The sequence below is a fragment of the Mesoflavibacter zeaxanthinifaciens DSM 18436 genome (assembly GCF_000422365.1).
Classification (GTDB): domain Bacteria; phylum Bacteroidota; class Bacteroidia; order Flavobacteriales; family Flavobacteriaceae; genus Mesoflavibacter; species Mesoflavibacter zeaxanthinifaciens.
Window position 1 is genome coordinate 89,587 of record NZ_AULQ01000011.1, and the last position, 13,485, is coordinate 103,071.

At 31.4% G+C, this 13,485-nt stretch carries 13 protein-coding genes; 10 read left to right on the forward strand and 3 right to left on the reverse strand.

Going from position 1 to position 13,485, the window contains the following annotated elements:
* Nucleotide 1: 1 nt before the first annotated feature.
* The gene (locus H574_RS0111230; RefSeq protein WP_027880674.1) at nt 2-772 is read right to left on the reverse strand and encodes a tetratricopeptide repeat protein; all 771 of its coding nucleotides are present in this window, start codon (nt 770-772) and stop codon (nt 2-4) included.
* Between the two features lie 133 nt (nt 773-905).
* Between H574_RS0111230 and recF the strand changes: the two genes are divergently transcribed.
* The 4 genes from recF (at nt 906) to H574_RS0111250 (ending at nt 3,009) form a co-directional block, all read left to right on the forward strand.
* Entirely contained in the window at nt 906-1,985 is a 1,080-nt protein-coding gene (gene recF, locus H574_RS0111235; RefSeq protein ID WP_027880675.1) for a DNA replication/repair protein RecF, read from the forward strand.
* Nucleotides 1,986-1,995: 10 nt separating this feature from the next.
* Nucleotides 1,996-2,409 (forward strand): lipocalin-like domain-containing protein, encoded by a 414-nt coding sequence (locus tag H574_RS0111240; RefSeq protein WP_027880676.1) that lies wholly within the window; start codon nt 1,996-1,998, stop codon nt 2,407-2,409.
* Nucleotides 2,409-2,705, forward strand: coding sequence for a DciA family protein (locus H574_RS0111245; RefSeq protein WP_027880677.1), 297 nt, complete (start codon nt 2,409-2,411; stop codon nt 2,703-2,705). Before H574_RS0111240 ends, H574_RS0111245 begins: the two co-directional genes overlap by 1 nt.
* A 112-nt stretch (nt 2,706-2,817) precedes the next feature.
* Nucleotides 2,818-3,009 (forward strand): cold-shock protein, encoded by a 192-nt coding sequence (locus H574_RS0111250; RefSeq protein WP_027880678.1) that lies wholly within the window; start codon nt 2,818-2,820, stop codon nt 3,007-3,009.
* 80 nt (nt 3,010-3,089) lie between these two features.
* On the opposite strand, the gene H574_RS0111255 is transcribed toward H574_RS0111250, so the two are convergent.
* Nucleotides 3,090-3,509, reverse strand: coding sequence for a nucleoside-diphosphate kinase (locus H574_RS0111255; protein ID WP_027880679.1), 420 nt, complete (start codon nt 3,507-3,509; stop codon nt 3,090-3,092).
* A 131-nt stretch (nt 3,510-3,640) separates the two neighbouring features.
* Here H574_RS0111255 and H574_RS0111260 point away from each other — a divergent pair, with 131 nt between their 5' ends.
* From H574_RS0111260 to H574_RS0111275, 4 genes are all read left to right on the forward strand, one after another.
* On the forward strand, nt 3,641-4,660 hold the full coding sequence (locus tag H574_RS0111260) for a DHH family phosphoesterase (protein ID WP_027880680.1): 1,020 nt from the start codon (nt 3,641-3,643) through the stop codon (nt 4,658-4,660).
* On the forward strand, nt 4,650-5,198 hold the full coding sequence (gene gldI, locus H574_RS0111265; RefSeq protein ID WP_027880681.1) for a gliding motility-associated peptidyl-prolyl isomerase GldI: 549 nt from the start codon (nt 4,650-4,652) through the stop codon (nt 5,196-5,198). Before H574_RS0111260 ends, gldI begins: the two co-directional genes overlap by 11 nt.
* A 32-nt stretch (nt 5,199-5,230) precedes the next feature.
* Nucleotides 5,231-6,415: a peptidylprolyl isomerase gene (locus H574_RS0111270; RefSeq protein ID WP_027880682.1), complete on the forward strand. Its 1,185-nt coding sequence runs from the start codon at nt 5,231-5,233 to the stop codon at nt 6,413-6,415.
* A 179-nt stretch (nt 6,416-6,594) separates the two neighbouring features.
* Nucleotides 6,595-7,524, forward strand: coding sequence for a TolB-like translocation protein (locus tag H574_RS0111275; RefSeq protein ID WP_027880683.1), 930 nt, complete (start codon nt 6,595-6,597; stop codon nt 7,522-7,524).
* A gap of 191 nt (nt 7,525-7,715) precedes the next feature.
* On the opposite strand, the gene H574_RS0111280 is transcribed toward H574_RS0111275, so the two are convergent.
* Nucleotides 7,716-9,176 carry an aminoacyl-histidine dipeptidase gene (locus H574_RS0111280; RefSeq protein ID WP_027880684.1) on the reverse strand — a complete coding sequence of 487 codons (1,461 nt, stop codon included), beginning with the start codon at nt 9,174-9,176 and terminating at the stop codon, nt 7,716-7,718.
* A gap of 155 nt (nt 9,177-9,331) precedes the next feature.
* On the opposite strand from H574_RS0111280, the gene H574_RS0111285 reads away from it, so the two are divergent.
* Together H574_RS0111285 and H574_RS0111290 are read left to right on the forward strand one after the other, a co-directional pair.
* Nucleotides 9,332-10,399, forward strand: coding sequence for a DUF3810 domain-containing protein (locus tag H574_RS0111285; protein WP_027880685.1), 1,068 nt, complete (start codon nt 9,332-9,334; stop codon nt 10,397-10,399).
* Between the two features lie 86 nt (nt 10,400-10,485).
* Nucleotides 10,486-13,470 carry an amidohydrolase family protein gene (locus H574_RS0111290; RefSeq protein WP_027880686.1) on the forward strand — a complete coding sequence of 995 codons (2,985 nt, stop codon included), beginning with the start codon at nt 10,486-10,488 and terminating at the stop codon, nt 13,468-13,470.
* The last annotated feature ends 15 nt before the right edge of the window (nt 13,471-13,485 follow it).

The following is a 13,485-nucleotide window of genomic DNA, read 5'->3' on the forward strand; positions in this document are numbered from 1 at the left end:
TTTATTTTGACATCGCTTGTGCTTTTCCTATAAATACTTCTGAGTTTTTAGCTTCAGGAGCATCTGGATAGTTATCTTTAATTTTGTTAAATAAGTCTAATGCTTTAGAAGTATTACCCATATTTAAAGCTGTTACACCTGCTTTATATAAAAACGTTGGTGTAGTAAATTCGTTTTGACGTAAGTTAGCTGCTTTTAAATAATAGTCTAAAGCCTGCTCTTCTTGGTTTAATTGCATAAACGCATCACCTATTGCTCCTTTAGCCATTGGCGCTAAAGCTTCGTCTTCACTTTTAAAATCGTCTAAGTAAGCAATTGCTTTTTCGTAGTCTTTTAAATTTAAGTATGCCATACCTGCATAGTAGTTTGCTAAGTTACCAGCATCTGTACCACTGTATTGATCTACGATATCTGTTAATCCTAACTTACCTTCTCCTCCACTTAAAGCTAAATTGTATAAAGAGTCTTTATTTGCTGTAGCTGTTACAGCATCATTAAAATACTTTTTTGCTTGGTACATCTCATTCATAGCAGTTGCTTGTTTTGGTTTTGCTACAAATTGTTGGTAACCTAAGTACCCTAAAACTAAAGCAGCTATAACACCAATTACTATAAAGATGTTTTTTTGATTTTTTTCTACAAACTCTTCTGCTTTGTTTGCAGACTCGTCTAAAGTATTAAATACTTCTGCTGTTGTAGATTCTTCTTCTACTTCTATTTCTTTTTCAACTTTCGTCTTAGGTTTGTATCCTCTTTTCTTATACGTTGCCATACTTCGTTTTATTAATGCGCACAAAAATATAATTTTTCTTCATAAATAAAAGCCTATTTATTTGATATTTTTCAATAATTTGCACTTCTTATTGTGGTAACACTATTTAGCACACTTTTTTTATATTATATCCATGATTTTAAAATCACTTTCGCTTTTAAATTATAAGAATTTTGACACCAAAACTTTTGAGTTTGATACTACTATTAATTGCCTAGTCGGTAATAATGGTGTAGGAAAAACTAATGTTTTAGATGCTATCTACCATCTTTCTTTTGGTAAAAGCTATTTTAATCCGGTCTCTTCACAGAATATTAGACATGATGAAGATTTTTTTGTTATTAATGGCGAATATGATAAAGATAATAAAACCGAAAACATTGTTGTTAGCTTAAAAAAAGGACAAAAAAAAGTTATAAAGCGTAACACAAAAGCTTATGATAAATTTAGTGATCATATTGGCTTTTTACCTCTTGTAATTATTTCTCCAGCAGATAGAGATTTAATAATTGAGGGCAGCGATACCAGAAGAAAATTTATTGACAGTGTAATTAGTCAAAACGATAAAAACTACTTAAGTCATTTAATAAACTACAATAAAGTATTGGCGCAACGTAATTCGTTATTAAAATATTTTGCTGCTAACCATACGTACAACCAAGACACTATTGATGTGTATAACGAACAGTTAAATACTTATGGAACAGAAATTTTTGAAAAACGTAAAGCATTTTTAAAATCTTTTGTTCCTATTTTTAAAGAACGTTATAAAGCCATTAGCGATAATAACGAAGCTATAGATTTAGATTACAAAAGCCATCTTTTTGATGATGATTTAAATACACTTTTACGCCAAAACATAAATAAAGATAAAGCTTTACAATACACAAGTGTTGGTGTACACAAAGACGATTTAATATTTAATATTGATGATCATCCTATAAAAAAGTTTGGTAGTCAAGGACAGCAAAAATCTTTTTTAATTGCATTAAAACTTGCACAATTTGATAGTATAAAAGCCGAAAGTGGTAGTAATCCAATATTACTTTTAGATGATATTTTTGATAAGTTAGACGAAACTAGAGTTGCTCAAATTATTAAGCTAGTTGATGACGAAAATTTTGGTCAGATTTTTATAAGCGATACACATGCAGATCGTACAGAAAATGTAGTAAAACAAGTACATCAAAGTTATAAAATATTTAAACTATAATTTTTTAAAAATGAAAAAATTAATCTTTATATTCATTTTAGCAATCTTTAGTTGCTCTAAAGACAAAACACAATTCACTAATAATTTAGAAGGCTATTGGGAAATAAAAGAAGTAAAACTAAATAATGGAGTAGAAAAACAATATACTGTTAACGAAACTATTGATTATATAGAAATCACATCAGACTCTTCTGGATTTAGAAAAAAAATGAAACCTGAGTTTGATGGTACTTTTAAGACTTCAAAAAACTCAGAAACTTTCACTTTCAAAATAGAAAACGACAGTTTTAACTTACATTACAAAACACCATACCATAACTGGAAAGAAACTATTTTAGATATTTCTAAAGATGAAATGAAAGTAATAAACCAAAGCAAAGACGTATATTTATATAAACGTTACACACCAATAAACATTCAATAATGGCCAAACGAAATAACGATATATTAAACCTACAAGATGTCTTAAAAGAATTTGTTACAGAAAATAAGCTAGAAACTGGTTTAGACAAAGTACAAGTTAGAGAAGCCTGGATAAAACTTATGGGTAATGGTATTAACAACTACACAACAAATATTCAATTAAAAAGAGACACACTATATATACAATTAAGCTCTAGTGCCTTAAGAGAAGAACTAAGCTACGGAAAAGAAAAAATCATAAATCTTATTAATGAAGAGCTAGGTAAAAATATAGTTAATAAAATAGTACTCAGATAATTGAAAAATTTTTATCGTTTTTTTTATTTTTTTGAAAAATTTTAAAAATAACGTTGAGTTAATATTATAAACTCTATCTTTGGCACATTATTAACAAATTTTTTTTATTACAATGGCTCAAGGCACAGTAAAATTTTTCAATGATTCTAAAGGTTATGGTTTTATAACTGAAGAAGGATCTAACAAAGACCATTTCGTTCACATCTCAGGTCTAATTGACGAAGTTAGAGAAGGAGATGAAGTAGAGTTTGATCTACAAGAAGGACGTAAAGGTATGAACGCAGTAAATGTAAAAGTAGTATAATATATATTTTCTATTTAAACGATTACAAAAAAAGCCTTTCTAAATTAGAAAGGCTTTTTTAGTTATATATGTTTTATTATTTAAAACATTTCTCTTCCAGAAAAATGAAAAGCACCTTCAATAGCTGCGTTTTCATCACTATCACTACCGTGTACGGCATTTTCTCCTATAGATTCTGCGTACATTTTTCTAATAGTTCCTTCTGCAGCTTCTGCTGGATTAGTAGCACCTATTAAAGTTCTAAAGTCTTCTACTGCGTTATCTTTTTCTAAAATAGCAGCTACAATAGGACCACGTGTCATATACTCTACTAACTCACCAAAGAAAGGTCTTTCTTTGTGTATAGCATAAAATGCTTCTGCATCTTGCTTAGTCATGTGTGTTAATTTCATTGCTACGATTCTAAATCCTGAAGCATTAATTTTTTCTAAAATTGCGCCAATGTGTCCTTTTTCTACAGCATCTGGCTTAAGCATTGTAAATGTTCTATTAGTTGCCATTTTATTGTTTTAGTTTAATTTCAACTTATTATAACACAGCTATATTTAGCTTGTTAATTTTGTGCAAAAGTAAGGCATTTATTAAGAAAAACAACAAATTCAATTATTAAAAAATTGTATATTCGTACGCTATGACAAAACATGAAATTTCAGATATTAAATCGCTATTAGCTTCACCTAAAAAAATAGTAATTGTTACTCATAAAAACCCTGACGGAGACGCTATCGGATCTAGCTTAGCCTTATTTCATTATTTAACAAAAATCAATCATTCTGTAACAGTTATTACACCTAATGATTATCCTGATTTTTTAAAATGGGTTCCTGGTCAGGATTTAATTTTAAAGTTTGACTCACAAAACAGTCAATCTTTAGAAGCGTTAAACAATGCAGATATTGTTTTTACTTTAGATTTTAATGCCTTCCATAGAGCTGGAGATATGGAAAATACGCTTGCAGAAAATAAGTCGTTAAAAATTATGATAGATCATCATCAACAACCAGATCCGTACGCAAAGTATACATATAGTGATGTAAGTATGAGTTCTACCTGCGAGATGATTTATAATTTTATTGAAATGTTAGGAGATTTAGACCTTTTAGATAGCAATATGGCAACCGCTATTTATTTAGGAATAATGACAGATACTGGTTCTTTTAGGTTTAATTCAACTACAAGCAGGACTCATCGTGTTATAGCAGATTTAATTGATAAAGGTGCTCAAAATACTTTTATTCATAATCAAGTATACGATACTAATAGTTACAACCGTTTGCAACTTTTAGGCTGTGCTTTAAGCAACCTAAAAGTATTGCCAGAATATAGAGCTGCATACATCACTTTAACTCTTAAAGAGCTTCAAAAATTCGATTATAAAAAAGGAGATACAGAAGGATTTGTAAATTACGCTTTATCATTAAATAATATTGTTTTAGCTGCTATTTTTATAGAAGACGCACAACAAAATATCGTAAAGATTTCTTTACGATCTAAAGGAGATTTCTCTGTAAATTTAATGTCTAGATCTCATTTTGAAGGTGGCGGACATACTAATGCTGCTGGCGGAAAAAGTGATTTACCAATTAAAGAAACTGTTGAAAAATTTATTAGTATATTACCACAATACAAATCGGCATTAAATGAAGCTTAATCATTTTATATTTATCTTTTTAGGACTGCTTATTACAGCTTGCAAAAGTCCTGAAGCGCGCAAACCAATTACTGTGTCTTCTGGAAGTTTTATAGACCAATCTGTTGCACGTAATAAAGCTTTAAACCAAAAAGAAATTGAAAAAATAGAAACCATAATAGCCAATCAACCTGATAAAGAATTTAAAAATTCAGGAAACGGTTTTTGGTACTATTACAATACAAAAGTTGAAAATGACAGTTTACAAACACCAGGTTTTGGCGATATAATTAACTTCAATTACAATGTAAAAACCTTAGATAGCGATGTAATTTACACTAAAGAAGAAATAAAAACGCAAAACTACGCTATGGATCAAGAAGAAATTTTTACTGGTCTTCGCGAAGGTTTAAAACTTCTAAAAGAAGGAGAAACTGCTACATTTTTATTCCCTTCGCAAAAAGCATATGGTTATTATGGAGACGAACGCAAAATAGGTATTAACACACCAATTATGTGTCAAGTAACCGTAAATAAAATCACTAAAAATCAAGACTAAACCAAATAACAATGAACCTAATAAAAAAACAAATGAAATTTTTACTTATCGCTTTTATTGTCAGCTTTTCGGCAATGTCGTGTCAAGACAAATATCCTGATTTACCAGACGGACTTTACGCCGAGTTTAAAACCAACAAAGGAACCATGGTCGCTAAGTTATTTTACGACAAAGTACCTGTTACTGTTGCCAACTTTGTAGGTCTTGCAGAAGGAACACATCCAAAATTAGCAGATTCTTTAAAAGGAAAACCATTTTATAACGGTATTACTTTTCATAGAGTTATGGATAAATTTATGATACAAGGTGGCGACCCAACAGGAACTGGTATGGGAAGCGCAGGTTTTAAATTTTATAGCGAGTTTGACACAAGTCTAAGTCACGATAAAGCAGGTATTTTATCTATGGCTAACTCTGGTGGATTAAACACAAATGGTAGCCAATTTTTTATTACCGAAGTACCAAAAACCAATCTTGATGCTTTTTATGCAGACGGAAGTTTTAAAAACTGTAACATGCCAAGAACAAGCTGTCATGCAGTGTTTGGAGAATTAGTAAAAGGAATAGAAGTACAAGACACCATATCTAATGTAAAAACAGTACAAACAAAACCTGTAGATCCTGTTATTATTGAAGAGTTAAATATTATAAGAAAAGGTGCCGATGCAAAAGCATTTGACGCTGCAAAAGTATTTACCGAAAAAGAGCCTTTATTACCTCAACGCTTAGAAGAACAACAAGCTGCTATGCAAGAAAAAATTAAAGAGCAAGCAAAAATAGCTGGTAAAGCCTTTATCGAGAAAAATAAAGATATGGAAGGTGAAGTTATAGAGTCGCCTACTGGATTAGTGATGATTTTAAATAAAGCCAAAGATGGTGTAACACCAAAAAGCACCGATAATGTCTTAATACAAAGTACAGGTTACTTTGAAAACGGAAACTTATTTTACACCACAGATGCAGAAGTAGCAAAAGCTACAAACACCTATAACGAACAAGCAGATAAAGCTGGTGCATATGAGCCTTTCCCTATGATTTATAACGAGTCTGCTACGCTTGTACCAGGTTTTAGAGAAGCTATGCTAAAAATGAACATTGGCGATAAAGCCCGTATTTTTGTACCAAGTTATTTAGGTTACGGACCAAACGGACGTGCGCCACGTATACCACCAAATGCTAATTTAGTATTTGATTTAGAAATTGTTGGTATTAAATAAATACCTCTAAAACATAAATACAAAACCACCTTTTTAGGTGGTTTTTTTATAAATATATGTAGACCTACGTATTGATTTTCTTACATTAAAACACTAACTTCGTTTAACAATCGATAACGCGAATTGGAAACTTGCTTTATCTTAACGTTGGCAATAATACGTTAAAAAAAACTTCAATAATGAAAAAAATCAGATTAGTAATTTCGTTAATTCTTATTTCAAATTTATTATCAGCTCAGAGTGAATCTGATATTACTCAATTTGATAAAGCACTAAATCAATTTCTTAATGTAAGAGATTTTTGTATTTCAAAAGATGGAAAAGAAGCATTCTTTACTGTACAAAGCCCTAATCAGGAAATTTCACAACTTGCTTATATTAAAAAGAATAAAACAGGATGGTCTCAACCAGAATTATTGCCTTTTTGTGATTCATATATGTATTTAGAGCCCTTTTTGTCTTTTGATAATAATCGACTATTTTTTGTCTCTAATAGACCATTAAATGATTCTATTAATGAAAAAAAGGATTTTGATATTTGGTATGTTGAAAGAGGTAACAATAATGAAGTGTGGTCAAAACCCAAAAACGTCGGGAAACCAATTAATTCAGAATTAGATGAGTTTTATCCTACTGTCAGTAAAAATGGGAACATATATTTTACAATGGTATCACCTGATGGTTTTGGAAAAGATGATATTTATTATTGTGAATTGAAAGGTGATAAGTATTTAAAACCTGTTTTATTAGATGAAAATATAAACAGTGCCGGCTATGAGTTTAATGCTTTTATTTCTGAAAACGAAGATTTTATAATTTATTCGAAATATAATGAAAAAGATGGTCAAGGAAGTGGGGATTTATATATCTCGAAAAAGGATACAAATGGAAACTGGAAAAAGGCCATAAACCTAGGAATTCCTGTAAACACAAAATATATGGAATATTGCCCATTTTATGATGAGCAAAACCAAATATTATATTTCACAAGCAAAAGAAATAATATTTATCCAAGAAATTTCGAAACTATTTCAGATTTTAAAAAATATATTAATGAAAGTAACAATGGCTTAAGTAAAATTTATAAAATCTCACTTAAAATAAAATAGTACTATTGCCAACAATGTATAAAAATAATAGCGGTTTAATCGCTAAAACAAAAGCAAGTAAGTATAAAAAAGGTCTGTATTTAACCGAAAAGTTAGTGCGTCTAAATCCGCTACTATTCTTATACTAGACCGTTAAACGAAACAAAAAAAGCCCAGCAAAACTGAGCTTTTTTTTATTATTATCTACTTCCCTATTTCTTTGGGATGTCTTTTAAAATTTCTAACACAAATTTCCAATATTTTTGTGCAGAGCTAATTTGTGCACGCTCGTCTGGACTATGTGCACCTTTTATATTTGGTCCAAAACTAATCATCTCCATATCTGGGTAATTTTGTCCTAAAATACCGCATTCTAATCCTGCATGGCAAGCTGCAACGTGTGGTTTTTCGTTGTTTAAACGCTCGTAAACATTGGTAACCACTTTTAAGATAGATGCGTCCATATTTGGTGTCCAACCTGGATAATCTCCAGAAAACTCTACTTCGCAACCTGTTAATTCAAACGTTGCGCGTAAAGTATTGGCTAAATCTAATTTAGAACTCTCTACAGAGCTACGTGTTAAACACGCAATTTCTATTTCGCCATCTTTTATAGTTACTCGCGCTATATTGTTAGAGGTTTCTACTAATTCTGGTATATCTGCACTCATACGGTATACACCATTTAAAGCCGCATAAATTGCTCTGGTTACTCCTTCTTGCACACCTAAATCCATAATTTTTTCTGGCGTTTCAGTTTTAGTGACTAAAATCTCTAAATCTGGCTCCATGGTTTTAAGTTCCTTTTTTATGGTATTGGCTTGCTCTTTCATTTCAGCTAAAAAAGCTTCTTCGTGTATCGCATCTATAGCGACAATTGCTTTACTCTCGCGTGGAATAGCGTTACGTAAACTTCCGCCTTCTATTTGAGAGATACGTAAACCAAAGTTTTCAAAACCGTCAAATAACACACGGTTCATAATTTTATTAGCGTTACCTAAACCTTCGTGTATTTGCATTCCTGAATGTCCACCTTGCAATCCTTTTACCTCAATTTTATAACCGGTTTTAAATTCTGGTGTTTCTTCTTCATCATAAGAACGTCTTGCAGTAACATCTACACCACCAGCACAACCAACACCAATTTCGTCATCTTCTTCGGTGTCTAAATTCAATAAAATATCACCAGTTAATAATCCGCCTTTTAATCCCATTGCGCCAGTCATACCAGTTTCTTCATCAATGGTAAATAAAGCTTCTATTGCTGGATGTGGTATATCTGTACTTTCTAAAATAGCCATAATGGTGGCAACACCTAAACCGTTATCTGCACCAAGTGTTGTTCCTTTTGCTTTTACCCAATCACCATCTACATACATATCGATACCTTGTGTATCAAAATCAAAAACCGTATCGTTATTTTTTTGATGTACCATATCTAAATGCGATTGCATTACAATAGTTACACGGTCTTCCATACCTGCTGTTGCTGGCTTTTTGATGATTACGTTTCCTACTTCGTCTTCTATAGTTTCTAAACCTAGCTTAGCTCCAAAATCTTTCATAAATTTTATAACGCGCTCTTCTTTTTTAGAAGGTCTTGGTACAGCGTTTAAATCGGCAAATTTATTCCACAATGCTTTAGGCTCTAAGGCTCTTACGTCTTGACTCATATTTTTATTTTTATTGAAACACAAAAGTACAAAATGCACTATGGATTAATTACTTTTTTAAGTTGAAATTATGAGAATATTTCCCCTATTTTGAAATCTAAAAGAATACTTAAAACATAACCAATAAGGGTTTATTTTATTTATTTTTGATGTCTATGCGAAAACACACCAAATTAATTTTAACGGGATTAATTGTACCTACCTACATTTTGGTGCAACTTGCCAAACGTTTTCCTGAATTTGTAGACCGTTATTATAGCGACGGTTTATATCCGTTTTTATCTAAATTCTTTAGATATGTTTTGGGTTGGTTACCGTTTAGTTTTGGTGATTTTGTTTATGGTATTGGCTTAATCTTAATACTTAGATGGTTAGTTTTAAATAGAAAACGCATTTATAAAGACACCGTAAAATGGTTGTTAGATGTTGGTGCTGTTTTGGGTGTTGTGTATTTTGCGTTTCATTTACTTTGGGGATTTAATTATTACCGTAATCCTTTACACAAAAACTTAAAATTAGAAGATAATTACACTACAGAGCAACTACTTTCGGTCACCAAAAAACTTATTGAAAAATCTAACAGTTTACAGTTACAAATTGCCAAAAACGACACTGTAAAAGTAGTTTTACCTTACACAAAAACCGAAATTTTAAAACAAACTCCTAATGGTTATAAAGCGCTAGAAAAAGAATTTCCGCATTTAGAATACCATCCAAAAAGTTTAAAAAAATCGATATTTAGTTTACCGCTAACGTATATGGGTTTTAGCGGATATTTGAATCCGCTAACTAACGAAGCGCAAGTAGATTATTTAATTCCGGAGTATAAATTCCCAACTACTTCTGCGCACGAAATTGCACACCAATTAGGTTATGCTTTAGAAAACGAAGCTAATTTTATGGGCTTTTTAGCATCTGTAAACAATCCAGATATTTATTTTAAATATTGTGGTTACACCTTTGGATTAAGACATTGCTTAAGAGAAGTCTATAAACGTAATCCTGATACTTATTTTGAATTGGTTGAAACTATAAACCCTGGTATTATCAAAAACTATCAAGAAGTACAGGACTTTTGGGATAGTTACAAAAACCCATCAGAAATTTTCTTTAAAAGCACATACACTACTTATCTAAAAGCCAATAACCAAGCAAAAGGTATGGAAAGCTACAGCTATGTAGTGGCATTACTAGTAAATTACCTACAAAATAAAACACTTTAAAAAAGTTAAAATTTCACCCTTGATTTTGAATGGGTTGCTTTAAGACTTATCTTTAGTCTCTTTAAGACTTTAAACTAACTAATCTTATGAGAAAAATCCTAAGCTTTTTAGGACTATTGTTGTGTAGTTATTCCTTTGCACAAGAATATATTCCTAAAAATGATGGTGTAAAAACTAACACCTCTAATTACACAGCATTTACAAATGCTAAGATCTACATTACTCCAACACAAATTGTAGATAATGGTACACTTTTAATTAAAGACGGAAAAGTAGTTGCTAGTGGTAATAATGTATCTGTCCCAAAAAATGCAGTAACTGTAGATTTAAGTGGTAAAACTATTTACCCTTCATTTATCGAAACGTACAGCGATTTTGGAATGAAACCTGTTGAAAACGCTTCAAGTAATAGACGATCACCTCAATACGATGCAAGTCGCGATGGTTTTTATTGGAACGACCATATAAGACCAGACCAAAACGCTTTAGACTTTTTTGACTTTGATATTAAAAAGGCTGAAAAACTTAGAAAAGCTGGTTTTGGAGTTGTTAATTCTCACATTGACGACGGAATTATCCAAGGTACTGGCGTATTGATTACATTAGCTCCAGAAGGTAGTGATGCTACAAGATTATTAGACGAAAAATTAGGTCAGTTTTACGGTACTTCAAAAAGTAAAACATCACGTCAAATGTACCCAACATCTTTAATGGGTACTATGGCATTATTAAGACAAGTAAATCTTGACGCAGATTGGTACGCAAAAGGAAATATAAAAGAGAAAGATCGTGCTTTAGAAGCGTTTAATGCTAATAGAAATGAAATTCAAATTCTTAATGCTTCTAGCAAAGAAAATGTACTTCGTTTTGATAAAATCGGTGATCAATTTAATACTCAATATGTTTTTGTTTCTGGCGGTGATGAATACGAATGGATTAAAGACATCAAAGCGACAAACGCACAGTTTATCGTACCTGTAAATTTTCCAGATGCATATGATATGGAAGATCCATTAATGGCTAGCTCTGTTAGTTTAGCCGACTTAAAAGCATGGAATCAAGCACCTTCAAATCCTAAAGTATTAGCAGATAACAATATTACTTTTGCTTTTACAACTCATGATTTAAAAGAAGAAAAAGACTTGTTGGCTAATCTTCAAAAAACTATAGAATATGGTTTAGATAAAACTAAAGCATTAGAAGCTTTAACAACTATTCCTGCTCAAATCATAGGTAAATCTACTCAATTAGGACATTTAAAAACTGGTGCTTATGCTAACTTTTTAATCACTTCCGGAGATATTTTTGATAAAGAAACAACCATTTATCAAAACTGGGTAACTGGTGTTAAAGATGAAATAACACCAATGGACACCAAAGACTTACGTGGAGATTACACGTTTAAATTAAATAATACCGATTACGAATTATCAATCTCTGGAGATATAGAAAAACTGAAGTCTAAAGTAAAAACTGAAGATAAAGAGTTAGGTTCTAAAATTAACTTTTCTAACGAATGGTTAACGCTAACTTTTTCTACAATTGACACTACAAAACAAGAGTTTGTAAGAGTTATTTCAAAAATTTCAGATTCAGAAAACATAAAAGGAAAAGCAATTTTACCTAACGGAACAGAATTTGCTTTTAACGCTACTAAAAAAGCTTCAGAAAAAACTGAAGAGAAAAAAAGCGATAAAGACGAAGATAAAGAAAGTGAAATGCCAAAACTATTCCCTGTTACTTATCCTAACATGGCTTACGGTTTTACTAGCCTACCTCAACAAGAAACTATTTTATTTAAAAACGCAACGGTTTGGACTAATGAAGCTGAAGGTATTTTAGAACAAACAGACGTTTTAATTAAAAACGGAAAAATTTCTAAAATCGGTAAAAATCTTAGCGCTGGTAATGCAACAATTGTAGATGCTACAGGAAAGCATTTAACGTCTGGAATTATTGACGAACATTCGCATATTGCAACTTCAAGTGTTAATGAAGCTGGTCATAATAGCACTGCAGAAGTAAGTATAGAAGACGTTTTAGATGCCGAAGATATAAATATTTACCGCAACCTTTCTGGTGGTGTTACATCAATCCAAGTACTTCATGGATCTGCAAATCCAATTGGCGGTCGTTCGGCAATTATTAAGTTAAAATGGGGAGAAACACCAGAAAATTTAATTTACACAAACACTCCAAAATTTATCAAGTTTGCTTTAGGTGAAAATGTAAAGCAAAGTAATTGGGGCGATGATAGTAGAAACAGATTTCCACAAACAAGAATGGGTGTAGAGCAGGTTTTCATAGATTATTTTCAAAGAGCAAAAGAATATGATGCATTAAAGAAAAGCGGTAAACCATATAGAAAAGATATTGAGTTAGAAACTATTGCCGAGATTTTAAATAAAGAACGTTTCATTTCTTGTCACTCTTATGTACAAAGTGAAATTAATATGCTAATGAAGGTTGCAGAACAATTCAACTTCAACATTAATACCTTCACACATATTTTAGAAGGTTATAAAGTAGCCGATAAAATGGTAGAACACGGTGTTGGAGGATCTACGTTTAGCGATTGGTGGGCATATAAATATGAGGTTAACGATGCTATTCCTTTTAACGCACCAATCATGCACAATGCAGGTGTAACGGTTGCTATTAATAGTGATGATGCTGAAATGTCTAGACGCTTAAACCAAGAAGCTGCAAAAAGTGTAAAATACGGAGATATTAGCGAAGAAGACGCTTGGAAGTTTGTGACTTTAAACCCAGCAAAATTATTACACATTGATGATCGTGTAGGAAGTATAAAAGTTGGTAAAGATGCAGATGTGGTTTTATGGTCAGATCATCCGTTATCTATTTATGCTAAAGCAGAAAAAACAATCATTGACGGTACAGTTTATTTTGATATTGAACGTGATGCACAACTTCGTGAAGCAATGGAAAAAGAAAAAAATGAATTAACCACAATGATGCTTCAGGCTAAACACAAAGGGTTAAAGACGAAGTCAATTGAGAAAAAAGAAAAAGAATTATTACACTGTGACTCTGTAGAACATCAGTTTTAAAAAAGGACAACGTGT

What these genes read in the sequence shown, in the direction of transcription:
- H574_RS0111230 (WP_027880674.1), bottom strand. Translation starts at nt 772, where the DNA reads ATGGCAACGTATAAGAAAAGAGGATACAAACCTAAGACGAAAGTTGAA.
- recF (WP_027880675.1), top strand. Translation starts at nt 906, where the DNA reads ATGATTTTAAAATCACTTTCGCTTTTAAATTATAAGAATTTTGACACC.
- H574_RS0111240 (WP_027880676.1), top strand. Translation starts at nt 1,996, where the DNA reads ATGAAAAAATTAATCTTTATATTCATTTTAGCAATCTTTAGTTGCTCT.
- H574_RS0111245 (WP_027880677.1), top strand. Translation starts at nt 2,409, where the DNA reads ATGGCCAAACGAAATAACGATATATTAAACCTACAAGATGTCTTAAAA.
- H574_RS0111250 (WP_027880678.1), top strand. Translation starts at nt 2,818, where the DNA reads ATGGCTCAAGGCACAGTAAAATTTTTCAATGATTCTAAAGGTTATGGT.
- H574_RS0111255 (WP_027880679.1), bottom strand. Translation starts at nt 3,509, where the DNA reads ATGGCAACTAATAGAACATTTACAATGCTTAAGCCAGATGCTGTAGAA.
- H574_RS0111260 (WP_027880680.1), top strand. Translation starts at nt 3,641, where the DNA reads ATGACAAAACATGAAATTTCAGATATTAAATCGCTATTAGCTTCACCT.
- gldI (WP_027880681.1), top strand. Translation starts at nt 4,650, where the DNA reads ATGAAGCTTAATCATTTTATATTTATCTTTTTAGGACTGCTTATTACA.
- H574_RS0111270 (WP_027880682.1), top strand. Translation starts at nt 5,231, where the DNA reads ATGAAATTTTTACTTATCGCTTTTATTGTCAGCTTTTCGGCAATGTCG.
- H574_RS0111275 (WP_027880683.1), top strand. Translation starts at nt 6,595, where the DNA reads ATGAAAAAAATCAGATTAGTAATTTCGTTAATTCTTATTTCAAATTTA.
- H574_RS0111280 (WP_027880684.1), bottom strand. Translation starts at nt 9,176, where the DNA reads ATGAGTCAAGACGTAAGAGCCTTAGAGCCTAAAGCATTGTGGAATAAA.
- H574_RS0111285 (WP_027880685.1), top strand. Translation starts at nt 9,332, where the DNA reads ATGCGAAAACACACCAAATTAATTTTAACGGGATTAATTGTACCTACC.
- H574_RS0111290 (WP_027880686.1), top strand. Translation starts at nt 10,486, where the DNA reads ATGAGAAAAATCCTAAGCTTTTTAGGACTATTGTTGTGTAGTTATTCC.